A 26,911-nucleotide genomic window follows, 5' to 3' on the forward strand; every position below is an offset into this window, starting at 1 on the left:
TGATCAAGCCGCCTCCTGCTCCATGGCTATTGGCGACAGGTAGTTGTTGTAGCTGTGGAGCCTGATTCGGTTGTATCGCATGAAGAAGCTGGTCATATCCTGCTTGGCTTCTTCAACTGTCATATAGCCCTTGGTGGGCACCCACTCTGATTTGAGCGTCCCGAAGAAACGCTCTGTTGGTGCATTGTCCCAGCACTGCCCTCTGCGGCTCATGCTTTGGGTTATCCCATACTCCAGCAACGCGGACTGAAAGAGCTGGCTGGTGTATTGGCAGCCTTGATCCGAATGAAACATCAAGCCTGCATGTTTGCCTCGAACCTCCACCGCCATTCTCAGCGCCTTGCTAACCAGGTTGGCGTCATTGATCAGAGAAAACGCCCAGCCAACGATTCGGCGGGCGAACAGATCAATGACCACTGCCAAGTGATACCAGCGTTTCCCAACCATTAGGCTGGTAACGTCGCCGCACCAGACTTGATTAATTGCGGTTGGCTCGAAGTTACGCTCAAGCAGGTTCTTGGCCACAAATGCTTCAACGCCTCTAGAGCGATATTGATGGCGGCGGCGCTGTCTGCTGGCCAGATTTGCCTCCGCCATAAGTTTTCCGGCCAGATGCCGACCTACCTTGATCTGCTGGGCCTTCAAGTGCTGAGAGATCATCCGTGCACCTGCGCTTTCTCGGCTTTCGACATGCAGTTGCACGACTTTTGCTCTAAGCGCGTCACGCTTGGTATTTGGCGCTGAGCGACGCTTAAGCCAGTCATAAAACGCGCTGCGGGAAACGCCTAGCGCACTGCAAAGCAGGCTGGTCGGATATGAACTCGACTCCCTCAGTTCCTCGATCAGGAAAAACGATCGGGATCCGACATCAAGAGAGCCGTAGCCTTTTTTAAGATTTCAGCCTCACTCTCCAGGCGCTTGACCTTGGCTCGTAGCTGTTGAAGCTCTCGCTGTTCGTCGCTGATAGCCTTGGTACCTGCCACTGGCTGCCCTTTGTGACGCTCTTTACGAACCTGATCAACCCAGCGGCGCAGAGCCGTAGGGCCAACGTCCATCGATGCACAGACGTCGGGAACTGAGCAGTTATCATCAAGAACCATGCTTGCAGCACGTTGCTTGAACTCGTGGGTGTAGGTCTTTCGCTGTTGCATGGAACCTCCTGATTGGGCGAATCATATCGCCCTTAAGAGGTGTCCGGGATCATTAGGCCAGTTCAGGCGGGCGGCTAGCCCTTGCTCGCGAAAAACGTCAACGATAACGCGTGCTTCCTGAATAAACGCGGTGCCTGTGAGTTTTTCGCGAGCAAGCTCGCTCCTACAGGCGGTGGTGTACGGTTAACTGACTGGCATTAGGGCTTGCCCCCGATGGCGATCCGACAGTCAGCGCTTTTCCTGCTTATTGGGCAGCGGTGCAAACAGCGCCTCGATATCCTCATTACCCAACTGCCAATCCCCGGTCGAACGCCCATCCAGCACACCCGCCGCCAGGTCGGATTTTTCTTTCTGCAAGTGCTGGATTTTCTCCTCTACCGTGCCTCGGGCAATCATCTTGTAAACGAACACTGGCTTCTCTTGCCCGATGCGGTAGGCACGGTCGGTGGCCTGGTTTTCGGTTGCCGGGTTCCACCAGGGGTCGTAGTGGATCACGGTGTCGGCTTCGGTCAGGTTCAGGCCGACGCCGCCAGCTTTCAGGCTGATCAGAAAAATCTGCAGCTTGCCGCTTTGGAATTCCTTCACCGGTGTGCGCCGATCACGGGTCTGGCCGGTCAGCAAGGCGTAGGCGATTTTGCGCTGCTTGAGTTCAGCCTCGATCAGACTCAGCATTGAGGTGAACTGCGAGAACAGCAGGATCCGCCGGCCCTCGGCAAACAATTCCTCGAGCATCTGCATCAAGCTGTCGAGCTTGCCCGAGCTGCTGCCTCGGGCGGGCAGCGCGGCATCGTTGACCAGGCGCAAATCGCAGCACACTTGGCGCAGTTTGAGCAGTGCCTCAAGGATGATGATCTGGCTGCGCGCCACGCCCTTGCGGGTGATCTCGTCGCGGACCTTTTTATCCATGGCCAGGCGCATGGTTTCATAGACGTCGCGCTGCGCTTCGTTAAGGTCGACCCAGTGGATAATCTCGGTCTTGGGCGGCAGTTCCGTTGCCACCTGTTCCTTGGTGCGGCGCAGCAGGAACGGCTTGATCCGGCCGTTGAGGTGCTGCAATCGCACCTCACTGGCGCGTTTTTCAATGGGAACGCGGTAATCGCGGTTGAAGCTTTTCACATCGCCGAGCCAGCCCGGCAACAGGAAGTGGAACAACGACCATAACTCGCCCAGATGGTTTTCCAGCGGCGTGCCGCTCAGGCACAGGCGCTGCCGCGCATTCAGCTCGCGAGCCGCTTGCGCCGCCTTGCTGGTGGGGTTCTTGATGTACTGGGCTTCATCGAGGATCAGCACATGCAAGGGCAGGGCGGCGAGGGTAACGATGTCCTTGGGCAGCAGTGCGTAGGTGGTCAACAGCAGGTCATAGTCCTGCAGATTGGCGAAATGTTTCTTACGCCCTGCGCCGTACAGCGCCTGCACCCGCAGTTGCGGGGTGAAATGCGCGGCCTCATCCAGCCAGTTGGGGATCAGGCTGGTAGGCATGACCACCATGCACGGTCGATTCAGCCGTCCTGCATTTTTTTCCGTAAGAATATGCGCCAGGGTCTGCAAGGTTTTACCCAGGCCCATGTCATCCGCAAGAATCCCACCCACCTCCAATTGGCGCAGCGACTGCATCCAGCTCAGGCCTTCCAGCTGGTAAGGGCGCAAGGTTGCATTCAAGCCTTCAGGCGCCACGCAGGTGAAATCCTTGATGTCCCGCAGGCGCTGGGCGAAGTTGCGGATTTTCTCGCCGCCCTCCCATTGCAGTGGCAGATCTTCCAGCGGGTTCAAGCGGACCGCATCGGCCTTGGCCAGGCGCAATGTGGTGGTGCCGGGTTCCTGCAGGTAGAACTCGCCGAGGGTCGCCAGTACCGGCTTCAATCGCCCATAGGGCAGCGCCACTTGCAGCGGACCGTGGCCGTTGGGCAGGCCGGGAATATTCACCAGGATCAATTCATCATCGCGGCGCCGTGCGAGTTTTTCCGGGTTGAGGATTTCGGTGTGGGAGCGCATCAAATTCAGCAGGATGGGCAGCAGGCTCAGCCGTTCGCCGTTGACGATGATACCCAGCTCCAGATCGAACCAGTCCCGCTCGGGGGCTTCATCGACGCTGGCGTACCAGTCGTCCACCGGGCTGAGGTCAAAACCGAAGTCTTCATCGATTTGCAGCTCCCAACCCTCGGCCCGCAGCGCGGGGGACGCGTTGAGGGTGAAATTCAGCCAGGCGCTGTCATTGACCATCTCGAACAGCTCGCCGGCGCTTTCCGGCAGGGCCTTGCTCTGGCGCGTGGCGATCTTGAACCCGAGCAGGCGCAGGTGTTCGCGATAGGGCTGTTCCAGCTCGGGATGGCGCTTGATGCGCAGGCTCTGGGTTTCCTGGCGCACGATGATATCGGCGTTCTTTTGCCCGCTGACATAGTTGCCCAGATAGTTGAACGACAGCGCCGCGCGATGCTGGATGTAACGCTGCATCTTGCCATTGCGCGGTTCGAACGCGCTGAACTCCACACTGGCCAGCCACAGGCGCGGCACAGGGCGCACATCCTCCATGACCACCTGCGGCAGCACCACGCGGTTATCCAATACCGCCTGCAATTTTCCCAGCAGCTCGGCATCCTGGGCAGCCGCCGGGTAGGCCAGGGTTTCCTGCACCTTGAGCAGCACGGCGGCAATATGCTTGCAATTGGTGTGCACCGGGCAGGTACAGCGGCTGTCCACCAGAATCAGCATGCCCTTGGCCGATTCGCGCAACGAAATGGTCTGCCGGTAGACGTTGCCGCCCGAACCTTCGCAACTGGCGGTGATGGTGCTGTCGCCGGATTCGACGATGCGCACCCGATTCTCCAGCGCGTAACGCCGCCCGCGCTCCAGGCTTTGCTCTTTGAAGCGATTGGCCCACGAAGGGGCCAGGGGTTTGGTCAGCGACGCTGTCAGGGGCATGGCGCGGGATCAGTCCTGCATGTCGGGCGGTGGTGCGCTGGGGGGCTTGGCGGTCAGCGAAGTAATCTTGATCAGCAGCGCCAGGTGGCCGCCATCCAGGTAATTGAGCTGGTTGTTCTTGGTGCGCACGTCTTTCTGGCTCAGGTGTTCGCTGGCGATCACGCTGCCGTTGCTGTCGAACTGGTTGATCCAGAAGTCGGCGTCGATGTCAGTGAAGCGACCCAGTTGCAGGTTCAGCACGCCCTCGATAGGAAATTGGCCGAATTGCTCCTGGCCGTCGGTGATCGCGATCTTCACTGGCTGTTCGCCGAGGCTCTGTTCCCAGGCCTTGTGCGCAAGCACGGTGTAGTTGGAATCGGCGCGCAGTTTCTCGACGATATTGCCCAGGCGCGGCGGGCTCATTCGCTCGCCCAGGCGCTGTGCACCTCCGTCCCAGTTTTCCGGGGCGGCGCGGCTGTTGATCACTGGCTCTGCATTCTGGCGCACCAGGATCATCTCCACCTGGTAGGGGCTCTCGGCAAAGGCCGAAGGCGCGAATACCAGCAACAGCAGGCTCAGAATGCGGAACACGCGCATGGAGGCGTCCTTCAAGCAGATTTCGGAATGAGGCGCTCAAACAGCGCCTCCAGGGTATTGAAGCGTTCTTCGGCGCGTTCCATCGGCACCATGAACTTGAACAGCGTAGCGCCTTCGAACTTGTAGCGGTTGGGCTGGCCCTGGATCAGCTTGATCAGCACCAACGGGTCCACCGGCGTTTGCGCTTCGAATTCGATACGCCCGCCTTGCGGCCCCGCGTCGACTTTCTTGATGCCCAGTTGTTCGGCCTGCAATTTGAGCAGGGTCAGGCGCACCAGGTTCTTGGTCGGTTCCGGCAACAGGCCGAAGCGGTCGATCATTTCCACCTGCAAGTCCTTCAGGCCTTCTTCGTCGGTGGCCGAAGCGATGCGCTTGTACAGGATCAGCCGCGCGTGCACATCCGGCAGGTAGGCTTCGGGGATCAACGCCGGCAAGCGCAGGTTGATTTCCGGGCCACCGCCCAACGGTTGGTCGAGGTTCGGCTGTTCGCCCTTGCGAATGGCTTTCACCGCACGCTCGAGCATTTCCATATAAAGGGTGAAGCCCACGGCCTGGATCTGCCCGCTCTGGCCGTCGCCGAGCAGTTCGCCGGCGCCACGGATTTCCAGGTCGTTGGTGGCCAGCACGAAGCCGGCGCCGAGGTCCTGGGTGTTGGCGATCGCTTCCAGGCGTTTTTCCGCGTCGGACGTGATCTGTTGGCGTGGTGGCGTCAACAGGTAGGCGTAGGCCTGGTGGTGACTGCGCCCGACCCGGCCGCGCAATTGATGCAGTTGGGCCAGGCCGAACTTGTCGGCGCGTTCGATGATAATGGTGTTGGCGCTGGGGACGTCGATACCGGTCTCGATGATGGTCGAGGCGATCAGCACGTTGAAGCGTTTGTGGTAGAAGTCGCTCATCACCTGCTCGAGTTCGCGCTCACGCATCTGCCCATGGCCGATGGCGATACGGGCTTCCGGCACCAGTTCGGCGAGGTCGGCGGCGCACTTTTCGATGGTTTTTACGTCGTTGTGCAGGTAATACACCTGGCCACCGCGCAGCAATTCGCGCAGCAGCGCTTCCTTGACCGTGCTTTTGTTCTGCTCCATCACGAAGGTGCGTACCGACAGACGGCGTGCCGGTGGCGTGGCGATGATCGACAGGTCGCGCATGCCCGACACCGCCATGTTCAACGTACGCGGAATCGGCGTGGCGGTGAGGGTGAGGATGTCGACTTCGCTGCGCAGGGCCTTGAGCTGTTCTTTCTGGCGCACGCCGAAGCGGTGCTCTTCGTCGATGATGACCAGGCCCAGGTTTTTGATCCTCACATCGTCCGAGAGCAGTTTGTGCGTGCCGATCACGATGTCGATCTTGCCTTCGGCGAGGTCGGCGATGGCGGCATTCACTTCCTTGGCGGACTTGAAGCGGCTCATCACCTCCACGCTCACCGGCCAGTCGGCAAAGCGGTCGCGGAAGCTGTTGTAGTGCTGCTGGGCGAGCAGGGTAGTCGGCACCAGGATCGCCACCTGCTTGCCGCCATGCACCGCAATGAACGCCGCGCGCATCGCCACTTCGGTCTTGCCGAAGCCGACGTCGCCACACACCAGGCGGTCCATCGGCTTTGGCGCGAGCATGTCGGCGCGCACGGCGTCGATGGTGGTTTGCTGGTCGGGGGTTTCTTCGAAGGCGAAGCCAGCGCTGAAGGTGGCGTAATCGGCTTTCGGGTCGGCGAACGCATAGCCTTCGCGGGCCGCACGGCGTGCGTAGATGTCGAGCAGTTCGGCGGCGACGTCGCGCACCTGTTCGGCGGCCTTGCGCTTGGCTTTCTGCCAGGTCTCGGAGCCCAGGCGGTGCAACGGCGCCAGGGCGTCATCGCTGCCGGTGTAGCGCGCGATCAAGTGCAGGCTGGCCACCGGCACGTAGAGCTTGGCGCCTTCGGCGTATTCCATGGTGAGGAATTCGGCGGCCTGGTTGTCGATTTCCAGGGTCTGCAAGCCGAGGTAGCGGCCCACGCCGTGGTCGATGTGCACCACCGGCGCGCCTTCACGCAACTCGGTGAGGTTCTTGATCACCGCGTCATTGTTGGCGTCGGCGCGTTTTTCACGGCGGCGACGCTGCATCACACGCTGGCCGAACAACGGGCTTTCGGCGATCAGCGCCAGGGCCGGGTCGTCCAGCAACAAGCCTTCGTCCAATGGCGCGATGGTGATCGCCAGGCGCTCTTTGCTTTTTACGAAATCCGGCCAGCTATCGACGGTCTTCGGGCGCAGCTTGAGGCGTTCGAGCAGCTCCAGCAGGACTTCGCGACGCCCGGCGGATTCGGCGGTAAACAGCACGCGGCCGGGGAAGTCGCCGAGGAAGTTGGACAGCGCTTCCAGCGGCTGCGTGGCTTTGGCCTGGATCGCCAGGTCCGGCAGCGTGCCCGCCGGGAAACGCTCGCGGCCGCTGCCGGCGTCCACATCCTGCTGGCTGGCGACTACACGAGGCCAGTTTTTCAGGCGGGCGAAGCAATCTTCCACCGGCAGGAACAGTTCGCCAGGCGGTAGTAACGGCCGGGATGGGTCGACGCGGCGCTCTTCATAGCGGTTGCGCACGTCGTTCCAGAAGTTTTCCGCAGCCTGTTCGATGCCTGGCAGCGAGAACACCTGGGTGTCTTGGGGCAGGTAGTCGAAGAGGGTGGAGGTTTCGTCGAAGAACAGCGGCAGGTAGTACTCGATACCGGCCGGTGTAATCCCGCTGCTCAGGTCCTGGAAGATCGGGCAGCGGCGGAAGTCCACGTCGAAGCGCTCGCGAAAGCGTGCCTTGAAGCGCGTGACCGCATCTTTTTGCAGCGGGAATTCCCGCGCCGGCAGCAGTTTGATCGACTCGACCTTGTCGATGGAGCGCTGGTTTTCCGGGTCGAAGGTGCGCAGGGTCTCGATTTCGTCATCGAACAGGTCGATGCGATACGGCAGCTTGCTGCCCATCGGGAACAGGTCGATCAAAGCACCGCGTACGGTGAATTCGCCGTGTTCGTACACCGTGTCGACATAGCGGTAGCCGGTGGCCTCCAGGCGCGTGCGCATCTGCTCCACGTCGAGTTTCTGGCCGACATCCAGCACCAGGCTGCTGCCCAGCAGGAATTTGGTCGGCGCCAGGCGATGCAGGGCCGTGGTGATCGGCACCACCAGCACGCCGTGAGCCAGTTCCGGCAAACGGTACAGGCTGGCGATGCGCTGGGAAATGATGTCCTGGTGCGGCGAGAACAGGTCGTAGGGCAGGGTTTCCCAGTCGGGAAAATGCAGCACCGGCAAATCGGGGGCGAAGAAGCTCAGCTCCTGCTCCAACCGCTCGGCGCTTTGGCTGTCGGCGGTAAGCAGCAGGGTAAAGCGTTTGGCTGCGCTGGCAGCCTCGGCAATGGCCAGGCTCAGGGCGGCACCGGGCAGGTTGCCCCAGTGCTGTTTACCTGCCGCGGCAGGGAGTAGCGGTAGACGCAGAACGGGCACGGAAGGTTGAGCTCCAAGCGTTGCGACAAAGTCGGTAATTGTAGCGGCCAGAGGTGCCGCCTGTCAGTTGCTGACTGTGCCTATTACGGTTTGTTGGAAATGTAGTGGCTAAGACAAACAATCGTCGGTTTTGACTCAATATGTAGTGCCAAAATACGCGAATGTTTAGGAGGGTTACGGACAAGTCGGGCTGCTCGGCAAACTAGTGGCCTTCTGGAACCCGCGTATTTCCTGGGCTGTAGCGGGGTGGTATTTTTTTGCAAGGGGTTTTTGTTGCCTGTCGCGCATTGCTCAACGGGCGGTCGGGCGACATAATGTAGCCCCTTTTTTCTGCCCCTACATGTGGAAGGTTCCCGTGACTCAGAAGCCCGACCAGTGTCTTGGTGAATGGATCGACCGTGAAGCACTCGCAGAAGCGATGATCCCGCTTATCGGCCAGCTGTACCGCAATAACAATGTGGTGAGCTCGATCTATGGCCGCAGCCTGATCAATCAGTCCGTCATCGCGATTCTCAAGGCTCACCGCTTTGCGCGTCACCGTTCCGCCGACGACAGCGAACTCTCCGTCCACGAAACATTCCCACTGCTCAAGGCCATGAGCGAGCTCAAGCTCGGCGCGGCGTCGGTGGACCTGGGCAAGTTGGCGTACAAATTCCGTAAAGAAGGCGCCGGCCGCAGTGCCGAGCAGTTCGTGCGTGAAGAAATGGCCGACGTGGTCGGCCAGCAAAACGCCGCTGCCCGCAAAGGCACCGACGTTGTGCTCTATGGCTTCGGTCGTATCGGCCGTCTGCTGGCGCGCATCCTGATCGAAAAAACCGGCGGCGGCGACGGCCTGCGCCTGCGCGCCATCGTGGTGCGCAAAGGTGCCGAGAACGACCTGACCAAGCGCGCCAGCCTGTTGCGTCGCGATTCGGTACACGGTCCGTTCAACGGCACCATCGTCATCGACGAAGAAAACAACACCATCACCGCCAACGGTAACCTGATCCAGGTGATCTACGCGAAGAACCCGTCCGAGGTGGATTACACCCAGTACGGCATCAAGGACGCCCTGCTGGTGGACAACACCGGCGTATGGCGTGATGCCGAGGGCCTGGGCCAGCACCTGGCCTGCCCGGGTGTTGACCGTGTGGTGCTGACCGCGCCTGGCAAAGGCAAGCTGAAGAACATCGTGCACGGCATCAACCACACTGAAATCACCGCCGACGACAAGATCGTGTCCGCCGCTTCCTGCACCACCAACGCCATCGTGCCGGTGCTCAAGGCAGTGAACGACAAGTTCGGTATCGTCAACGGCCACGTTGAAACCGTTCACTCGTACACCAACGACCAGAACCTGATCGACAACTTCCACAAGGGCGACCGCCGTGGCCGCAGCGCCGCGCTGAACATGGTGATCACCGAGACCGGTGCCGCCACCGCTGCCGCCAAGGCCCTGCCTGAACTGGCCGGCAAGCTGACCGGTAACGCGATCCGTGTGCCGACGCCAAACGTGTCGATGGCCATTCTCAACCTGAACCTTGAGAAAGCCGCCACCCGTGAAGAGATGAATGAGTACCTGCGCTACATGGCGCTGCACTCCGATCTGCATAAGCAAATCGACTTCGTCAATTCCCAGGAAGTGGTGTCCACCGACTTCGTCGGCTCGCGCCACGCCGGTGTGGTAGACGCCGAAGCGACCATCAGCCAGGACAACCGCGTTGTGCTGTACGTGTGGTACGACAACGAGTTCGGCTACAGCTGCCAGGTGGTTCGCGTGATGGAAGACATGGCTGGGGTTAACCCGCCGGCGTTCCCGCGCTAAGCCTCAGCGATAAATGAAAAAGCCCTGACTGGTTCGGGGCTTTTTTATGCCTGTTGTTTTGTGGTGTGAGTGAGGGCCTCATCGGGGGCAAGCCCCCTCCCACATTTGAACGTATTCGCAAAATCAAACTGTGGGAGGGGGCTTGCCCCCGATAGCGGTGGTTCAGCCACAACCTCTACACCTGACACCCTCAGCACTAAAAAAATAGTTGCTTCATAATGCTCATCCCGAAATCGACGCTGATTAGCGGCCTGTTAGTATGGCAAGACTGGCCTATGACGCGACCAAGGGTTAATGTGCGCGGCGTTGAGCCTTATATAGACTGTGCCCCGGTTCACACACTTGAGCCAAATTGTCCTTCATGCCCGCTGGCCGCGGCATGATTTAGCCAGGCGTCCAACCGTACGCCTGGCCTGTTCTGAGGAGTACGCATGGCTGTCTACAACTACGACGTGGTGGTACTGGGTTCCGGCCCGGCTGGAGAAGGCGCGGCGATGAACGCTGCCAAAGCAGGGCGCAAGGTGGCGATGGTCGATAGCCGTCGCCAGGTCGGCGGTAACTGCACCCACCTGGGTACCATCCCGTCCAAGGCGTTGCGTCACTCCGTGCGCCAGATCATGCAGTTCAACACCAACCCGATGTTCCGGGCCATCGGCGAGCCACGCTGGTTTTCGTTCCCGGACGTGTTGAAGAGCGCTGAAAAGGTCATCTCCAAGCAGGTTGCTTCGCGTACCGGCTACTACGCCCGTAATCGCGTCGATCTGTTCTTCGGCACCGGCAGCTTCGCCGACGAGCAAACCGTCGAAGTGGTCTGCGCCAACGGCGTGGTCGAGAAGCTGGTTGCCAAGCACATCATCATCGCCACCGGTTCGCGCCCGTATCGCCCGGCGGACATCGATTTTCACCACCCGCGTATCTACGATAGCGACACCATCCTCAGCCTGGGCCACACCCCGCGCAAACTGATCATCTACGGTGCCGGGGTGATCGGCTGCGAATACGCCTCTATCTTCAGCGGCCTGGGCGTGTTGGTGGAGCTGGTAGACAACCGCGACCAGTTGCTGAGCTTCCTCGACTCGGAAATTTCCCAGGCGTTGAGCTACCACTTCAGCAACAACAACATCACCGTGCGTCATAACGAAGAGTACGAGCGTGTCGAAGGCCTGGACAACGGCGTAATCCTGCACCTCAAGTCCGGCAAGAAGATCAAGGCCGACGCCTTGCTCTGGTGCAACGGGCGTACCGGCAACACCGACAAGCTGGGCATGGAAAACATCGGGGTCAAGGTCAACAGCCGTGGCCAGATCGAAGTGGACGAGAACTACCGCACCTGCGTGCCGAACATCTACGGCGCCGGTGACGTGATCGGCTGGCCCAGCCTGGCTAGCGCCGCCCATGACCAGGGCCGTTCTGCCGCTGGCAGCATTGTCGACAACGGCAGCTGGCGCTACGTGAACGACGTGCCGACCGGGATCTACACCATTCCGGAGATCAGCTCGATCGGCAAGAACGAACACGAACTGACCAAGGCCAAGGTGCCTTACGAAGTGGGCAAGGCGTTCTTCAAGAGCATGGCGCGTGCGCAGATCGCCGGTGAGCCGCAAGGCATGCTGAAGATTCTGTTCCACCGCGAGACCCTGGAAGTGCTCGGCGTGCATTGCTTCGGCTATCAGGCGTCGGAGATCGTGCACATCGGCCAGGCAATCATGAACCAGCCCGGCGAGCAAAATACCCTGAAGTATTTTGTAAACACCACGTTCAACTACCCGACCATGGCTGAAGCCTATCGGGTAGCGGCCTACGACGGCCTCAACCGGCTTTTTTGAGCGGCTCCGGCCGGTGGCCTGAGCCGGCCGGGGAGACCGATTTCAGTAATTCCCGAGGGTGGCAGTGGCCAAACCGGGAAAGTCTGTAATCAGGCTATCTACGCCGAAGTCGGCGAGCCTGCGCATCAGCGCAGGTTCGTTGACTGTCCAAACGGATACGTGCAGGCCCTGGCGCTGGGCTTTTTCCAGCCGTTCGGGGGTGCACAACGTCCAGTTCAATGCCAGGAACTCACAACCGTAGTTCTGCGCGACCTTCAACGGGTCGAGCCAGGCGTATTCGGCCACCAGCCCGCGTGACAGGTCTGGGGTGAGGTCAACCGCCGCTTTCAACACTTCCCGTGAACTTGAGGTCACTGTGACCTTGTCCATCAGGCCAAACCGCACAGCCATCTCGCGGATCGCCAGCACGGTGGTCGCGGCGCGAGTGCGCGAAGCGCTTTTGACTTCCAGTTGCCAGTGATCGAAGTCGCACTGTTCGAACAACTCTTCCAGGCGCGGGATCGGGCATGGGTTGACCCAGCCTGGGCCGCCTTTGCGTGCGTCCATCTTCACCAGGTCCGCCGCCGAATACTCGACGACTTTGCCGCGCCGGTCAGTGGTGCGCTTGAGGGTGGGGTCGTGGATGACCATCAGCTCGCCGTCCATGGACAGGTGCAGATCCAGTTCGCAGCGGCGCACGCCGTGTTTGAGGCATTCCTGAAAGCTGGTCAGGGTGTTTTCCGGTGCTTCGCCTTTGGCACCGCGATGGCCGTAAATCAGGGTCACAATTGCTCCTTTGCGCCAGGCTCGCTGGCGTCGTGAATACGCATTCAGAGTTCGTCGCTTTGTTCTCGCGCCAGGCGACGTTCCTGCGCCTGTTTCTGCAGGATGTAGCGCGCCAGCAGTTGGCGTTGGGCATCGGTCATGGATTCGAACTCCGTGCCCACGTCAAAGCGCTCGCCCTTGGGGTCGCAATGGGTGACCCGCGCGCGCAGCAACAGGCCCAGGGCCTGGGGCATCAGCACCAGCTTGACCGCCAGGTGTGTGTCCGGGGCCAGCGCCACAGGGTGCTGGAAGTCGATGCCGCCTTCGGAAATGATCACCGGCTGCGGCGCGCCCACCTCGCCGAGCAGGCCGCGAGCCATGACCTGGCTGAGCAGGTCCAGGCGTTTGTTCTGCACTTTGAGGAACGCCGCCAGGCTGCGGTCTTTTTCGTTGATCTGGCGCAGCAGGTGCTGGGCCTCGAATTCGCTGAGGTGCAGTTCACTGAGCAGATTGAACAGCGGCGAATCATCCAGCAACACTTCCTTGCTCGCCGCGTCGGGGGCCGACAGGGGTTTGATTTGGAGTGCGATCATGTCGTCGATACGGTAGTATTCGCGGCGCTCTTCTTCATCTAATGTCGACATGGCGAACCCCAGGTAACGGTAATGGTCTGAGTGTAAAGCTGCTGACCAGACCCCGCCACCGGGACGTCTTCTTTTCCTCCGAACAAGCCCCGACATGTTCAGACCTCTCTTCGTATTTATTGGCACGCGTTACACCCGTGCAAAGCGTCGCAATCATTTTGTGTCGTTCATTTCCCTGACCTCGATGATCGGTCTCGCCCTGGGCGTGGTCGTGATGATTGTGGTGCTGTCGGTGATGAACGGCTTCGATCATGAGATGCGCACCCGCGTGCTGGGCATGGTGCCCCACGCGACCATCGAGGGCGACGCGCCCATCAGTGACTGGCAAAGCCTGGCCGCCAAGGTCAAGCAGAACCCCAAGGTGCTGGCCGTTGCGCCGTTTACCCAGATGCAGGGCCTGCTGACCAATGACGGCAAGGTGCAGAAAATCCTGCTCAATGCCGTCGACCCGGCCCAGGAGCGCAACGTCTCGATCATCGACAAGTTCATGTTGCAGGGCAAACTCGACGATCTGGCGCCCGGCAGCTTCGGCATCGTCATCGGCGACAAGGCCGCTGCCAAGCTCGGTGTGGGCGTCGGCGACAAGCTGACCTTCGTTGCGCCGGAGGTCACCGTGACCCCGGCCGGCATGTTCCCGCGCATGAAGCGCTTTACCGTGGTCGGCACCTTCCACGTCGGCGCCGGCGAGATCGACGGCTACCTCGGCTTGACCAACCTCACAGACCTGGCGCGCCTGCATCGCTGGCAGCCGGACCAGGTGCAGGGCCTGCGCCTGAAGTTCAACGACCTGTTCGAGGCACCGCGCGGCGCCTGGGAAATCGCCCAGCATCTGGGCGAATCGCAGTATTACGCCCGCGACTGGACCCGCACCCACGGCAACCTGTACCAGGCCATCCGCATGGAAAAAGCCATGATTGGCCTGTTGTTGCTGCTGATCGTCGCCGTGGCCGCCTTCAACATCATCTCCACGCTGGTGATGGTGGTGAATGACAAGAAGGGCGACATCGCCATCCTGCGCACCCTCGGCGCCACGCCGGGGCAGATCATGGCGATCTTCATGGTGCAAGGCACGGTGATCGGCGTGGTCGGCACCCTGATCGGCACCGCCTTGGGGATTCTGGCCGCACTGAATGTCAGCGCCGCCATCGCCTTGCTTGAAAAAGTGCTCGGCCACAAGTTTCTCAACGCCGACGTCTACTTCATCGACTACTTGCCGTCCCAGGTTCAGGCCCAGGACGTGTTGATGGTGGGCGGCGCCGCGTTGGTCCTGAGTTTCCTTGCCACCCTGTATCCAGCCTGGCGCGCGGCACGTACCCAGCCAGCACAGGCATTACGTTATGAGTGAATCGGGCATGAGTGAAAAAGCAATCCTGAGCTGCCGCAACCTGGGCAAATCCTACGAGGAAGGCCCGGAATCCGTGGTGGTGCTGGCTAACCTGCAGCTTGAACTCCATCCGGGCGAGCGCGTGGCGATCGTCGGCAGTTCCGGCTCCGGCAAAAGTACCTTGCTCAACCTGTTGGGCGGCCTTGATACGCCGTCCCAGGGCAGCGTGTGGCTGGCCGGTGAAGAGCTGTCCGCCTTGAATGAAAAGGCCCGCGGCCAACTGCGCAACCGTTCGCTGGGTTTCGTGTATCAATTCCACCACCTGTTGCCGGAATTCACCGCTCTGGAAAACGTGTGCATGCCGCTGTTGATCGGCAAGACCGCGATCCCGGAGGCGCGCCAGCGTGCCACGGCCTTGCTGGAGCGCGTCGGCCTCGGCCATCGCCTGGAGCACAAACCGGCCGAGCTGTCCGGCGGCGAGCGCCAGCGCGTGGCAATCGCCCGTGCCCTGGTGAACAACCCAGGGCTGGTGATGCTCGATGAGCCCACCGGTAACCTCGATTCCCACACGGCCCAGGGCATCAAGGACTTGATGCTGGAACTGAGCACCCAGATGCGCACCGCGTTCCTGGTGGTGACCCATGACATGAGCATGGCCCGCCAGATGGACCGAGTACTGCACTTGCAGGAAGGTCATCTGGTCGCTATCTGACCTGTTGCAAGCCCGTTTTTTTGAAACCGGGCTTTTTCATTTTTTCAACGGTGCCCGCGAATGTTCAGACCGTTATCGATTTTCATCGGCACGCGCTATACCCGCGCCAAGCGCCGCAACCGTTTTGTCTCGTTTATCTCGATGACCTCGATGATCGGCCTCGCCCTGGGCGTGTTGGCGATGATCGTGGTGCTTTCGGTGATGAACGGCTTCCAGCGCGAAATGAGCTCGCGCATCCTCGGCATGGTGCCCCACGCCACCATCGTGGGGGTGAACCCGATCGATGACTGGCAGCCGGTGGCCGCCGCTGCAATGAAGAACCCCCAGGTCACGGCAGCGGTACCGTTCACCCAGATGGACGGTATGTTCTCCTACAAGGGCGCGATGCAGCCGATTGAGATCAACGGCGTCGACCCGGCCCAGGAAGGCAAGGTGTCGATCGTGGCCCAGCATATCGTGCGCGGCAAACTGGAAGACTTGAAAGCCGGTGAGTTTGGCGTGGTGATCGGCGACATCACCGCGCGCCGCTTTCGCCTGAACGTGGGCGACAAACTGACCTTGATCGTCCCGGAAATCAGCACCGCGCCGGGAGGGATCACCCCGCGCATGCAGCGTTTGAACGTGGTGGGTATCTTCAAGGTGGGCGCCGAGCTGGACGGCTCCATGGCCTTGATCAACAAGGCCGACGCGGCCGAAATCCAGCATTGGCAACCCAACCAGGTGCAGAGCGTACGCCTGGCGGTGACGGACCTGTACGCGGCGCCCAAGGTCTCGGCCGATATCGCCGCCAGCCTCGGCGCGGCGTATAAGGCGGACGACTGGACCCACACCCAGGGCAGCCTGTTCAGCGCGATGAAAATGGAAAAGACCATGATCGGCCTGCTGTTGCTGATGATCGTCGCGGTGGCCGCGTTCAACATCATTGCCACCTTGATCATGGTGGTGAACGACAAGGGCGCGGACATCGCGATCCTGCGCACCATCGGCGCCACGCCCCGCCAGATCATGGCGATCTTCATGGTGCAGGGCACGGTAATCGGCGTCGTCGGCACCCTGATCGGCGGCGTGCTGGGGGTGATTGCGGCGCTGAACGTGAGCGAACTGGTGGGCTGGCTGGAGCGGGTGAGCGGGCAACATATCTTCAGCTCGGATGTGTACTTCGTCAGCAACCTGCCGTCCGAACTGCAAGGTGGGGATGTGTTGCTGATTTGCTCGGCGGGGTTTGTGTTGAGCTTTCTGGCGACCATTTACCCGGCGTATCGGGCTGCGAAGATCGAGCCGGCGCATGCCCTCAGGTATTCGTAGTATTTGAGACCGCTATCGGGGGCAAGCCCCCTCCCACACTTGGAATGCATTTCAAATGTGGGAGGGGGCTTGCTCCCGATAGGGCTGGCCCAGCCTGCATCAATCCCCCTGGGACAACTCGATCACAAACCGCGTCCACCCCACCCCGGACTCACAAAAAATCCGCCCCCCATGCGCCCGCACTATCGACTGGGTAATCGCCAACCCCAGCCCCGCGTGTTCGCTGCTGCCTTCATGGCGCGCCGGGTCGGCCCGGTAGAACCGATCGAACAACCGCGGTAACAACTGCGCTGGAATGCCTTCCCCGGTGTTCTCAATCGTGAGTGTCACGCCGTCCACCATGCGTACCCGCACTTCGCCGCCCGCTGGCGTAAATCGCAGCGCGTTATCGAGCAGGTTCGACAGCGCCCGACGCAACATACCGCGATCACCCATCGTATGGGCTGTGCCTTCTCGCACCAGGCTGACGTGGGCGTCTTCAGCCAGCAACGCAAAAAACTCCAACAACGCCTCCACTTCATCGGCCAGCGCCAAAGGTTCGCGCTTGGGCACCAGCAAACCGTGATCGGCCTTGGCCAGGTACAGCATGTCGTTCACCAACTGCGCCATCCACTGCAGTTCCTCCAGGTTGCTGTGCAGCGCTTCGCGGTAGTCCTCCAAGGGGCGCGGCTGGGTCAGGATGACCTGGGTCTGGGTCAGCAGGTTCGACAGCGGTGTGCGCAACTCGTGGGCGATATCGGCGGAGAAGGCCGAGAGGCGCTGGAACGCATCGTCCAGCCGGCCCAGCATGGCATTGAAGGTTTGGGCCAGCTCCGCCAGTTCTGCTGGCATTTGCTGTTGCGGCAAGCGTTGCGTCAGGGAATGCGCGGACACGCCGGCGGCGACTTCAGCCACGCGCCGCAATGGCCGCAACCCGCTGCGCGCCGCCCAGGCGCCGAGCAGTGCGGTGGCCAGGGCCGACAGGCCGACGGTCAGCCAGATCAAGCGCTGCATGCGTTGCAGGAAATGCTGGTGGTGGGTGATGTCGAGTATCAGGGTCAATTGCGCCGAGCCGGGTTGGCCAGGGTTCAGCGGCGCGTTATACACCCGGTAGGCGGTGCCAGCGTTCTGCAGGCTATGCAGGCCGGGGGCCTCGGGCAACGCCACGCCCGGCGCATCGTCAAGCCAGCGCTGGCCGGCCGCCGTGATGCGCAAGGCGAGGTCGGGTTGATGGCTGAGGTCGGCGCGCAGTTGGGGTTCGCGCTGGGCGAACGCGTGCGGCGAGTCGACCCCCTGCAACGTGCTGCGCAGCGCCACGAGTTTGCTGTCCAATTGCTGCTGGTCCAGCTCGATGAAGTGCGCCTCGCTGGCATGGTTGAACAGCACGCCGGCCAGCAGCGAGACCACGGCGGTGCAGGCGGCAAACAGCAGCGCCAGGCGGCTGGCGAGGGACAAACGCTTGATCAAGTGAAGCGCTCCTCGAGTACATAGCCCATGCCGCGCACGGTGTGGATCAGCTTGTTGGGAAAGGCGTCGTCGACTTTCAGGCGCAGGCGGCGGATCGCCACTTCGATGATGTTAGTGTCGCTGTCGAAATTCATGTCCCACACCTGCGAGGCGATCAGCGACTTGGGCAGCACTTCGCCCTGGCGGCGCAGCAGCAGCTCGAGCAGGGCGAATTCCTTGGCGGTGAGGTCGATACGCTGGCCGCTGCGCTCGACGCGGCGACGGATCAGGTCCAGGCGCAGGTCGGCCAGTTGCAGGCTGGTTTCCTGCGGTGCACTGCTGCCGCGCCGTAACAGGCTGCGTACGCGGGCGAGCAGTTCGGAAAAGGCGAAGGGCTTGACCAGATAATCGTCGGCGCCCAGCTCCAGGCCGTGCACGCGATCCGCCACCGCATCGCGCGCGGTGAGGAACAACACCGGAATGTCCAGGCCGGCACTGCGCACCGCTTGCAGGATTTGCCAGCCGTCACGACCGGGCAGCATCACATCGAGGATCAATAAGTCATAGTCGCCAGTCAGCGCCAGGTGCTGCCCGCTGATACCGTCGGCCACCAGTTCGGTGGTAAACCCGGCTTCGGCCAGGCCCTGGCGCAGATAGTGGCCGGTTTTCGGTTGGTCTTCGACAATCAGCAGTTTCATGGGCGACTCTTGGCAGCGGTGGGCGCCGGACTTTATACCGCGGGCTCCCAGGTAAAGGGGTAACCTGACAAAGTTGTAATCTAGCAGTCAGTTGGCTGGCAGCGAGGCCCTCTTAAAGTGCTGGCCAAGCGAGTCACCCATTTGGAGAGTCAAAGATGGCGTTGCGTACACCTGTGTTCCTGGCGGGCTGCCTGTTGGCCCTGAGTTTCGATGCCGTCGCCGATGGGGCCCACACCTATGCTTTCGGCCAGCCGGCCACTGCGGACAAGGCCACACGCACGGTTGAAGTGACCCTGCAGGACATTTCTTTTTCGCCCAAGTCCCTTGACGTCAAGGCCGGTGAGACGGTGCGCTTTGTGCTGGTCAATAAAGGCCGGTTGCTGCATGAGTTCAACCTCGGCGACGCGGCCATGCATGCCGAACACCAGAAGGAAATGTTACAGATGCAGGCCAGCGGCATGCTTACGGCCACCGGTATGGGAGAAATGGACCACAGTAAAATGGACCATGGCGCGATGAAGCACGATGATCCGAACAGTGTGCTGGTCGAGCCCGGCAAAACCGCCGAGCTGACCTGGAAGTTCTCCAAAGCCACTGACCTTGAGTTCGCCTGCAATCTTCCCGGGCATTACCAGGCGGGCATGGTCGGCAAACTGACCGTTGAGTAAGGCGTTCCTTAAGGGCGCGGGCAAAGGCTGGTAGACTTGTGCGGTTTATTTAGCCAGGTTTCCGCCATGCATCCCGCAGCCGAACATTCGCCGCTGGGCAAGTCCAGTGAATACATCTCCACTTATACCCCTTCGTTGCTGTTCCCGATCCCTCGCGCCGCCAAGTGGGCCGAGCTGGGCCTGAGCGCCGAGACCCTGCCTTACAAGGGCGTGGATTTCTGGAACTGCTTCGAACTGTCCTGGTTGCTGCCGTCCGGTAAACCGGTGGTGGCCATCGGTGAGTTCAGCATCCCGGCCGACTCGCCGAACATCATCGAGTCCAAGTCCTTCAAGCTGTACCTCAACTCGTTGAACCAGACCGCGTTTGCCGATACGCCGAGTCTGGAAGCCACCTTGCGCGCCGACCTCAGTGCCGCCGCCGGCAAACCGGTGAGCGTGCGCATTCGCAGCCTGGCCGAGATCGAGGCTGAGGGTGTGATGGCGTTGCCGGGTGTGTGCATCGATGATCTGGATATCAACGTCAGCAGCTACGAGCACCCGCGTCCGGAATTGTTGCGCTGTGACGATTCGCGGGTGGTGGAGGAGAGCGTGCACAGCCACCTGCTCAAATCCAACTGCCCAGTCACCAGCCAGCCCGATTGGGGCAGCGTGGTGGTGGAGTACCGTGGCGCGGCGCTGGATCACGCCAGCCTGCTGGAATACCTGGTGAGCTTTCGCCAGCACTCGGACTTCCATGAGCAGTGCGTGGAACGCATCTTCCTGGACCTGCAGCGCTTGCTCAAACCGGCGAAGTTGACCGTGTATGCGCGGTATGTGCGGCGGGGCGGGTTGGATATCAACCCGTATCGCAGCACCGAAGAGGTGGCGTTCCAGAACGTACGCCTGGCGCGCCAGTAAGCCTGCGCACCATACCCAATGTGGGAGGGGGCTTGCTCCCGATAGCAGAGGTTCAGGCACAGATGCTGTGACTGACACTCTGCTATCGGGAGCAAGCCCCCTCCCACATTTTGCTTTTGCGCCGGACTTGGGTTCAGATTAGATCCCGATATTGCCCAGGGTGATCATGATATTGCGCAAGGTCCCGGAAATGACCGGGTGCTCAGCGTCGAACTCTATGGCCGCTTGATTCACATCGTCGGAAATGCTCGGCGTTTGGGTGGCCGGTTCCAATTCAAGTTGCACTTCGAACTTGGCAATCAACTCCTCCAACGCTTCACGTTTTTCAGGCGACAGCGGTGGCTCCTGTTCCAACTGCCCACGCAGGATCTCGATCTGCTCTTCCAGCTTTTTGCGATCAGGCATGACGTTCTTCCTTTTATCGATAGTCACTGGCATAGACCGCGGCACGCCGGGAAAGGTCTACGAACTGACCTGTAGATTAATCCACTGCGGCCAACCGTGCATGATCCTTGTCAGGGCTTCTCGCCTTTGAGCCGGCGCAGGCGGATGTCGGCCAGGCAGGTGCCGAGTTCACCGAGGTGATCGATCACTGAGTGCACGCCTAATCCATAGAGCGCCACGGTGGCCTTGCCGCGCTTGTGCTCGCGTTCCTTGTCGCTCAGTGCTTGCCACTGCTGCGGCGCGACGCCGCACAGGGAGCCGCAGGACGCCAGGCCGATGGTCCACAAGCCGGCATTCAGGCCCGATTGCAGCAGTCGCGGCTCGCCGCTGACCAGCACGCAACCGTCCAGGCGTGTGATATTCAGCTCCATCAAGGCCTCCCAGCAGGCATGGGGCGCCGGCCAGCGGATGGCGGAGGGCGAGGCGGCCTTGAGCCAGGCGGGCAGGGTGGCGGCCAGTGACGTAGTGATCGAGGGCGGCAATTCATCCAGCCAGGCGCAGGGCACGCCTTGTTCCTTCAGGCTGCGCAGAATTTTCAGGGCCCCGGGTGTGGTCTGGGAATCGGGGGAAGGGGAGTCGCTGCGCGCCTGGGAACCGAAATCCACCAGGCAGCCACTCAAACCAAACAACACGGCAGTCAACGCGGGGGCAGTGGTGACGGCTATCTCGGCATGCGGCATCTGAACGTCCCTGAAATAGTTACAACGCTATCGGGATGGCATGACAAGTGGATGACACAGGTGGGTATTTGTAGGAATTTTGTCCAAATCATGAAAGTCGTTTCCTTGCGAGTGCCTAAATCGACACTTCCGTCATATACTGACGGCCTTATTCAGGGCATAGCGCCCATGACAGACTATTCAAGGAGCAAAAGCTATGCGCTGGAGCCAGTACTTCGCTCAGCTATCGGTGTGTGCCACCGTCCTGTTGGCCCCGTTCGCCGCCCAAGCAGCGACCGAAGACGACCCATGGGAAAGCGTCAACCGCCCGATCTTCACCTTCAACGACACCGTTGACACCTACGCCCTCAAGCCAATCGCCCAAGGCTATCAGTTCGTCACCCCGCAATTCGTGCAGGACGGCGTTCACAACTTCTTCCGCAACATCGGCGATGTCGGCAACCTGGCCAACAACGTCCTGCAGCTCAAGCCTCACAATGCTGGCGTCGACACGGCTCGCCTGTTGGTCAACACCACATTCGGCGTACTGGGCTTCATCGATGTCGGCACCAAAATGGGGCTGCAGCGTAGCGATGAAGACTTCGGCCAGACCCTCGGCTACTGGGGCGTCGGCAGCGGTCCCTACGTGATGATCCCATTGCTGGGCCCAAGCACCTTGCGCGATGCGCCGTCCAAATACGTGGACAGCTACACCCAACCGTACCGTTACATGAACGATATCGGCTGGCGCAACAGCACCTTCGGCCTGAACGTGGTCGACACCCGTGCCAGCCTGCTCGACAGCGAAAAGCTGATCAGCGGCGACAAGTACACCTTTATCCGAAACGCCTACCTGCAGAACCGTGAGTTCAAGGTCAAGGACGGCAAGGTCGTCGACGACTTTTAAGCTGAGACGTTTTGAAATGAAAAAGGCGACCTTTGAACGGTCGCCTTTTTTGTGGGCGCATATCAGCGCATTTTCAGGATTCTGAGGCCCAGGTGCTGCTCATCGCCGGCAGCCTTGGTCCACACCACCTCGGTATCGGCCTCAAGGCCCTTGAGTGCGGCGTGCTCTGAATCGATGCGCACGGTGAGCAGGTCGCCCACGTTGAACTGGCGAGGTGCCTGCACCTGCATGCCGGAGCTGGACAGGTCCAGGCACATCCCTTCGATCTCCTGGCCAGCGTGGATCAAGGACACATCGGCATCCACACGCATGCGGATGAAGTCACGTTTTTCGGCGTAGTCGCGCTCGTGTTCGCTCACTGAGTCCATCCTTACTTTGCGTTGTGGTGATGAGCGTTCTTATAACTCCCGGTGATTTGCGGTGTAAAGACGCCCGGCGACCATCGGCATGAGCTTGAAACCCCTCACGGATGGGAGTACCGTCTGCGCCTTAGAAGGGCACCTCTGCTTTACCGTTGTGCATGGGCGAAATCCCAATGCTTTGTAGGACAGAGAGGCTAGAAAGCGAATCCAGTACGTGAGCACGGCCATTGCCGCGCCGCCTACGCCAACCTAATTCTGGCGCCGTTTGCCCACATGCAAAAAACCAGTGCCACGCTGCTGATAATCGATGACGACGAAGTAGTGCGCGCGAGCCTCGCGGCCTATTTGGAAGACAGTGGCTTCAGCGTCCTGCAGGCCAGCAACGGCCAACAGGGTCTCCAGGTATTCGAGCGCGACAAGCCCGACCTTGTGATCTGCGACTTGCGCATGCCCCAAATGGGCGGCCTCGAGCTGATTCGCCAGGTGACCGAGCGTGCTCCGCAGACGCCGGTGATTGTCGTGTCCGGTGCCGGGGTCATGAATGACGCCGTTGAAGCCCTGCGCCTGGGCGCCGCCGATTACCTGATCAAGCCCCTGGAAGACCTGGCCGTGCTGGAGCACTCGGTGCGCCGCGCCCTGGACCGTGCCCGGCTGTTGCTGGAAAACCAGCGCTACCGCGAAAAACTCGAGACCGCCAACCGCGAGCTCGAAGCCAGCCTGAACCTGCTCCAGGAAGACCAGAACGCCGGTCGCCAGGTGCAGATGAACATGCTGCCGGTCAGTCCGTGGACCATTGACGAATTCAAGTTTGCCCACCAGATCATCCCGTCGCTGTACCTGTCGGGTGATTTCGTCGACTATTTCCGAGTGGATGAGCGGCGTGTGGCGTTCTACCTGGCCGACGTGTCCGGCCACGGTGCGTCCTCAGCGTTCGTCACCGTGTTGTTGAAGTTCATGACGACGCGGTTGCTGTTCGAGTCCAAGCGCAACGGTACCTTGCCCGAGTTCACCCCCTCCGAGGTGCTGGGCCACATCAACCGGGGCCTGATCAGCTGTAAGCTGGGCAAGCACGTGACGATGGTCGGCGGCGTGATTGATGAAGAAACCGGTCTTTTGACCTACAGCATTGGCGGTCACCTGCCGATGCCGGTTCTATACACTCCTGACAGTGTGCGTTACCTGGAAGGGCGTGGCCTGCCGGTGGGCTTGTTCAATGAAGCCACCTACGAAGACCACATCCTGGAACTGCCGCCGACTTTCAGCCTGACGCTGATGTCCGACGGTATCCTGGACCTTCTTCCAGAGCCTACACTCAAAGAGAAAGAAGCCGCCTTGCCCCAAAAGGTCAAGTCGGCGGGCGGCAGCCTGGATGGTCTGCGGCAGGTTTTTGGATTGGCCACGCTAGGGGAGATGCCGGATGATATCGCCCTATTGGTGTTGAGCAGGAATCTTTGATGAGTACCGGAAGAATCCAATTCGCCGAGCAAGACGGGACCTTCGTCCTGAAATTTGTCGGTGAAGTGCGCCTGACCTTGTGTTCGGCGCTGGATGCGACGATTGAGCGGATCTTCACAGCGCTGAACTTCTCGGCGATCGTGATCGATCTGACCGAAACCCGCAGCATCGATAGCACCACCCTGGGCCTGCTGGCCAAGTTGTCCATTCTGTCTCGGCAGAAGGTGGGCCTGTTGCCGACCGTCGTCACCACCCACGAAGACATCACCCGGCTGCTGCAGTCCATGGGCTTCGACCAGGTGTTCAACATCGTTGACCGCCCGATCCCCTGCCCGGAATGCCTGACCGACCTGCCTTCACAGGATCAGTCCGAGGAAGTCGTACGGGTCAAGGTGCTGGAAGCGCACAAGATCCTGATGGGCTTGAACGAGTCCAACCGCGAAGCCTTCCACGACCTCGTCAACGCTCTGGAACGCCACTGACGGCTTTCCTGTCGAAACACATTCCAATGTGGGAGGGGGCTTGCCCCCGATAGCGATGTGTCAGTTATGAATAAGCTGACTGACACTCTGCCATCGGGAGCAAGCCCCCTCCCACAGTGTGACCTGCGACAAACTTGAGACAGGCGCCCACAAAAAAGGGCGGCACCCGCCAGGGTGCCGCCCTTTTTGCCGCCTGCGCTTTTACAGCTTGGCCGACAACAACGCCTCCAGCTTCTCCTGGTCCCGAGCAAACTGACGAATCCCCTCCGCCAGCTTCTCAGTCGCCATGGCATCTTCGTTGGATTCCCAACGGAACTGCGCTTCAGTCATATGCACCCGCGCTTCACCTGCGTGCCCTGGCGCCAACTTGCGTTCCAGCTTGCCTTCATCCGCCGCCAGCTTCTCCAGCAAGTCCGGGCTGATGGTCAGGCGATCACACCCGGCCAACTCCTCGATCTGGCTCAGGTTACGGAAGCTCGCACCCATCACCACGGTCTTGTAGCCATTGGCTTTGTAGTAGTTGTAGATGCGCGTCACCGACTGCACGCCCGGGTCATCGGAACCGGTGTAGTCGTTGCCGTTGGCCTTCTTGTACCAATCGTAGATACGGCCCACGAACGGCGAAATCAGGAACACACCTGCTTCAGCGCACGCCACGGCCTGGGCGAAGGAGAACAGCAACGTCAGGTTGGTCTGGATGCCTTCTTTTTCCAGTTTTTCCGCTGCGCGGATACCTTCCCAGGTGGACGCGATCTTGATCAGCACACGGTCACGGCTAACGCCGGCCTTGTCGTACAGATCGATCAGACGGTGCGCACGCTTGAGGATCGCTTCTTCGTCAAACGATAGACGGGCGTCCACCTCAGTGGAAATACGGCCCGGTACGACTTTAAGGATCTCCTGGCCAACCGCCACTGCGAAACGGTCACTGGCCAGGCCCACGTCGCCGTTGCAGTCCTGCACACATTCATCCAGCAGCTTGGCGTAGCCTGCGATCGACGAAGCCTTGAGCAGCAGGGAAGGGTTAGTGGTCGCGTCTTGCGGCTTGAGCTTGGCGAGGGTAGAAAAATCGCCGGTATCGGCTACGACGGTGGTGAATTGCTTGAGTTGTTCCAGCTTGGAAGTCATGGGCGTGCTCTGTCCTGTGGGTCTGATGACATTACCCGAGCGCTGGCAGGCGCTCAAGGGCGCAAATGCGTTAGGTCGTTTGCGAGGGCAACAACCTGAAAACCGCCGTATGAATGGCGGTCGTACTGCTCAATAGGAGGGCAAAACCGCCGCCAGGTTCAACCCAACTGCCCGATAGCGCCTTCATAGCCGCACACCGCACCAAATGTGGGAGGGGGCTTGCCCCCGATAGCAATGTATCAGCCAATCCAAAACTAACTGACCCGCTGCAAGCCAACCAGTCACCGCCCTTCCAACAACTCCCCAGCCTGATCCAGCAACGCCAACGGATCCGCCGCCTTATGAATATCCACCGACAACAACTGCCTGAACCTGCGCGCCCCCGGAAAACCAGTGCCCAACCCCAACACATGCCGAGTAATGTGATGCATCGTCCCACCACTGGCCAAATGCTCAGCAATATAAGGCCGCAACTGCGCCAACGCCTCCGCCCGGCTAATCACCGGCGCCTCACTGCCAAACAAGCGCTGATCCACCTGCGCCAACAGATATGGATTGTGATAAGCCTCCCGCCCCAGCATCACCCCGTCAAACGTCTGCAAATGCTCCTGACACTGCTCCAACGTCTTGATCCCACCGTTGAGAATAAACTCAAGCTCCGGGAAATCCTGCTTCAACTTCGCCGCGACGTCATACCGCAACGGCGGAATGTCCCGATTCTCCTTCGGCGACAACCCCTCCAGAATCGCAATCCGCGCATGCACGGTAAAACTGGTGCAGCCCGCTTCCTTCACCGTGCCAACAAAATCACACAGCTCGGCATAACTGTCCCGGCCATTGATGCCGATACGGTGCTTGACCGTCACCGGAATCGACACCGCATCGCGCATCGCCTTCACGCAATCGGCTACCAGCGCAGGGTGAGCCATCAGGATCGCGCCGATCATGTTGTTCTGCACCCGGTCGCTGGGGCAGCCGACGTTCAGGTTCACTTCGTCGTAACCGGCTGCTTCGGCCATACGCGCACAGGCGGCCAGATCGGCGGGGACACTGCCGCCTAATTGCAACGCCAACGGGTGCTCGGCATCGCTGTGGCGCAGGAAGCGCTCGTGATCGCCATGGAGGATCGCGCCGGTGGTGACCATCTCGGTGTAGAGCAGGGCGTGTTTGGAGAGCAAGCGCAGGAAGTACCGGCAGTGGCGGTCGGTCCAATCCATCATGGGGGCGACGGAGAAGCGGCGGGAGAGTGGGGCGGTTTGTAGGGACATGGGGGATCTGAGTTGGCGAGACGAATGGGGCGCAGTTTATCAGGGATGCTTG

The 26,911-nt window shown here is 60.6% G+C and carries 24 protein-coding genes; 10 read left to right on the forward strand and 14 right to left on the reverse strand.

Annotated features, from left to right (window positions below; translation table 11 throughout):
* Window positions 1-3: 3 nt before the first annotated feature.
* The 5 genes from C4J86_RS08170 to mfd all read right to left on the reverse strand — a co-directional run bounded on the left by C4J86_RS08170 (window position 4) and on the right by mfd (window position 8,107).
* Window positions 4-846, reverse strand: a complete 843-nt coding sequence (locus C4J86_RS08170) for an IS3 family transposase (RefSeq protein ID WP_305955298.1) — start codon at window positions 844-846, stop codon at window positions 4-6.
* Window positions 843-1,151: a transposase gene (locus C4J86_RS27020; protein ID WP_256658866.1), complete on the reverse strand. Its 309-nt coding sequence runs from the start codon at window positions 1,149-1,151 to the stop codon at window positions 843-845. Before C4J86_RS27020 ends, C4J86_RS08170 begins: the two co-directional genes overlap by 4 nt.
* A gap of 228 nt (window positions 1,152-1,379) precedes the next feature.
* Entirely contained in the window at window positions 1,380-4,070 is a 2,691-nt protein-coding gene (locus C4J86_RS08175; protein WP_124370037.1) for a DEAD/DEAH box helicase, read from the reverse strand.
* A 9-nt stretch (window positions 4,071-4,079) separates the two neighbouring features.
* Window positions 4,080-4,646 carry a CsiV family protein gene (locus tag C4J86_RS08180; protein ID WP_124370038.1) on the reverse strand — a complete coding sequence of 189 codons (567 nt, stop codon included), beginning with the start codon at window positions 4,644-4,646 and terminating at the stop codon, window positions 4,080-4,082.
* Between the two features lie 11 nt (window positions 4,647-4,657).
* The gene (mfd, locus tag C4J86_RS08185; protein WP_124370039.1) at window positions 4,658-8,107 is read right to left on the reverse strand and encodes a transcription-repair coupling factor; all 3,450 of its coding nucleotides are present in this window, start codon (window positions 8,105-8,107) and stop codon (window positions 4,658-4,660) included.
* Window positions 8,108-8,447: 340 nt separating this feature from the next.
* Between mfd and C4J86_RS08190 the strand changes: the two genes are divergently transcribed.
* Both C4J86_RS08190 and sthA read left to right on the forward strand, forming a co-directional pair.
* Window positions 8,448-9,911: a glyceraldehyde-3-phosphate dehydrogenase gene (locus tag C4J86_RS08190; RefSeq protein ID WP_124361805.1), complete on the forward strand. Its 1,464-nt coding sequence runs from the start codon at window positions 8,448-8,450 to the stop codon at window positions 9,909-9,911.
* A gap of 431 nt (window positions 9,912-10,342) precedes the next feature.
* A complete protein-coding gene (gene sthA, locus C4J86_RS08195; protein ID WP_003189670.1) occupies window positions 10,343-11,737 on the forward strand; it encodes a Si-specific NAD(P)(+) transhydrogenase in 1,395 nt (464 codons plus the stop codon).
* A 42-nt stretch (window positions 11,738-11,779) separates the two neighbouring features.
* Here sthA and C4J86_RS08200 read toward each other — a convergent pair whose 3' ends face one another.
* On the reverse strand, window positions 11,780-12,502 hold the full coding sequence (locus tag C4J86_RS08200; RefSeq protein WP_124361806.1) for a glycerophosphodiester phosphodiesterase family protein: 723 nt from the start codon (window positions 12,500-12,502) through the stop codon (window positions 11,780-11,782).
* Between the two features lie 44 nt (window positions 12,503-12,546).
* Window positions 12,547-13,125: a PilZ domain-containing protein gene (locus C4J86_RS08205; protein ID WP_124370040.1), complete on the reverse strand. Its 579-nt coding sequence runs from the start codon at window positions 13,123-13,125 to the stop codon at window positions 12,547-12,549.
* Window positions 13,126-13,219: 94 nt separating this feature from the next.
* Between C4J86_RS08205 and C4J86_RS08210 the strand changes: the two genes are divergently transcribed.
* From C4J86_RS08210 to C4J86_RS08220, 3 genes are read left to right on the forward strand one after another with little or no spacing between them, the layout of a single operon-like run.
* Window positions 13,220-14,470 (forward strand): lipoprotein-releasing ABC transporter permease subunit, encoded by a 1,251-nt coding sequence (locus tag C4J86_RS08210; protein ID WP_124366280.1) that lies wholly within the window; start codon window positions 13,220-13,222, stop codon window positions 14,468-14,470.
* Between the two features lie 7 nt (window positions 14,471-14,477).
* Window positions 14,478-15,161: a lipoprotein-releasing ABC transporter ATP-binding protein LolD gene (gene lolD, locus C4J86_RS08215; protein ID WP_164484517.1), complete on the forward strand. Its 684-nt coding sequence runs from the start codon at window positions 14,478-14,480 to the stop codon at window positions 15,159-15,161.
* A gap of 60 nt (window positions 15,162-15,221) precedes the next feature.
* Window positions 15,222-16,466, forward strand: a complete 1,245-nt coding sequence (locus C4J86_RS08220) for a lipoprotein-releasing ABC transporter permease subunit (protein ID WP_124366282.1) — start codon at window positions 15,222-15,224, stop codon at window positions 16,464-16,466.
* A 99-nt stretch (window positions 16,467-16,565) separates the two neighbouring features.
* On the opposite strand, the gene C4J86_RS08225 is transcribed toward C4J86_RS08220, so the two are convergent.
* Both C4J86_RS08225 and C4J86_RS08230 read right to left on the reverse strand, forming a co-directional pair.
* On the reverse strand, window positions 16,566-17,912 hold the full coding sequence (locus tag C4J86_RS08225) for a heavy metal sensor histidine kinase (RefSeq protein ID WP_124370041.1): 1,347 nt from the start codon (window positions 17,910-17,912) through the stop codon (window positions 16,566-16,568).
* On the reverse strand, window positions 17,909-18,589 hold the full coding sequence (locus tag C4J86_RS08230) for a heavy metal response regulator transcription factor (RefSeq protein WP_124370042.1): 681 nt from the start codon (window positions 18,587-18,589) through the stop codon (window positions 17,909-17,911). Before C4J86_RS08230 ends, C4J86_RS08225 begins: the two co-directional genes overlap by 4 nt.
* A 155-nt stretch (window positions 18,590-18,744) precedes the next feature.
* On the opposite strand from C4J86_RS08230, the gene C4J86_RS08235 reads away from it, so the two are divergent.
* The gene (locus C4J86_RS08235; protein WP_124370043.1) at window positions 18,745-19,257 is read left to right on the forward strand and encodes a plastocyanin/azurin family copper-binding protein; all 513 of its coding nucleotides are present in this window, start codon (window positions 18,745-18,747) and stop codon (window positions 19,255-19,257) included.
* Between the two features lie 66 nt (window positions 19,258-19,323).
* Window positions 19,324-20,154, forward strand: coding sequence for an NADPH-dependent 7-cyano-7-deazaguanine reductase QueF (queF, locus tag C4J86_RS08240; RefSeq protein ID WP_124370044.1), 831 nt, complete (start codon window positions 19,324-19,326; stop codon window positions 20,152-20,154).
* A gap of 138 nt (window positions 20,155-20,292) precedes the next feature.
* On the opposite strand, the gene C4J86_RS08245 is transcribed toward queF, so the two are convergent.
* Both C4J86_RS08245 and C4J86_RS08250 read right to left on the reverse strand, forming a co-directional pair.
* Window positions 20,293-20,559 (reverse strand): DUF4404 family protein, encoded by a 267-nt coding sequence (locus C4J86_RS08245; protein ID WP_124370045.1) that lies wholly within the window; start codon window positions 20,557-20,559, stop codon window positions 20,293-20,295.
* Window positions 20,560-20,669: 110 nt separating this feature from the next.
* A complete protein-coding gene (locus tag C4J86_RS08250) occupies window positions 20,670-21,278 on the reverse strand; it encodes an HAD family phosphatase (protein WP_124370046.1) in 609 nt (202 codons plus the stop codon).
* Window positions 21,279-21,474: 196 nt separating this feature from the next.
* Between C4J86_RS08250 and C4J86_RS08255 the strand changes: the two genes are divergently transcribed.
* Window positions 21,475-22,164: a VacJ family lipoprotein gene (locus tag C4J86_RS08255; RefSeq protein WP_057722960.1), complete on the forward strand. Its 690-nt coding sequence runs from the start codon at window positions 21,475-21,477 to the stop codon at window positions 22,162-22,164.
* Between the two features lie 62 nt (window positions 22,165-22,226).
* Here C4J86_RS08255 and C4J86_RS08260 read toward each other — a convergent pair whose 3' ends face one another.
* Window positions 22,227-22,523, reverse strand: coding sequence for a PilZ domain-containing protein (locus C4J86_RS08260; protein ID WP_124370047.1), 297 nt, complete (start codon window positions 22,521-22,523; stop codon window positions 22,227-22,229).
* A gap of 276 nt (window positions 22,524-22,799) precedes the next feature.
* Between C4J86_RS08260 and rssB the strand changes: the two genes are divergently transcribed.
* Together rssB and rssC are read left to right on the forward strand one after the other, a co-directional pair.
* Entirely contained in the window at window positions 22,800-23,981 is a 1,182-nt protein-coding gene (gene rssB / locus C4J86_RS08270; protein WP_110624244.1) for a two-component system response regulator RssB, read from the forward strand.
* On the forward strand, window positions 23,981-24,463 hold the full coding sequence (rssC, locus tag C4J86_RS08275; protein WP_003172602.1) for an anti-sigma factor antagonist RssC: 483 nt from the start codon (window positions 23,981-23,983) through the stop codon (window positions 24,461-24,463). The genes rssB and rssC overlap by 1 nt, the downstream gene beginning before the upstream one ends.
* A gap of 201 nt (window positions 24,464-24,664) precedes the next feature.
* Here rssC and tal read toward each other — a convergent pair whose 3' ends face one another.
* Both tal and dusA read right to left on the reverse strand, forming a co-directional pair.
* Window positions 24,665-25,591: a transaldolase gene (gene tal, locus C4J86_RS08280; RefSeq protein ID WP_124370048.1), complete on the reverse strand. Its 927-nt coding sequence runs from the start codon at window positions 25,589-25,591 to the stop codon at window positions 24,665-24,667.
* A 281-nt stretch (window positions 25,592-25,872) separates the two neighbouring features.
* Window positions 25,873-26,859: a tRNA dihydrouridine(20/20a) synthase DusA gene (dusA, locus tag C4J86_RS08285; protein WP_124370049.1), complete on the reverse strand. Its 987-nt coding sequence runs from the start codon at window positions 26,857-26,859 to the stop codon at window positions 25,873-25,875.
* Window positions 26,860-26,911: the final 52 nt, after the last annotated feature.

Origin of the sequence: Pseudomonas sp. R2-7-07 (genome assembly GCF_003852355.1) — a bacterium.
Taxonomy (GTDB): domain Bacteria; phylum Pseudomonadota; class Gammaproteobacteria; order Pseudomonadales; family Pseudomonadaceae; genus Aquipseudomonas.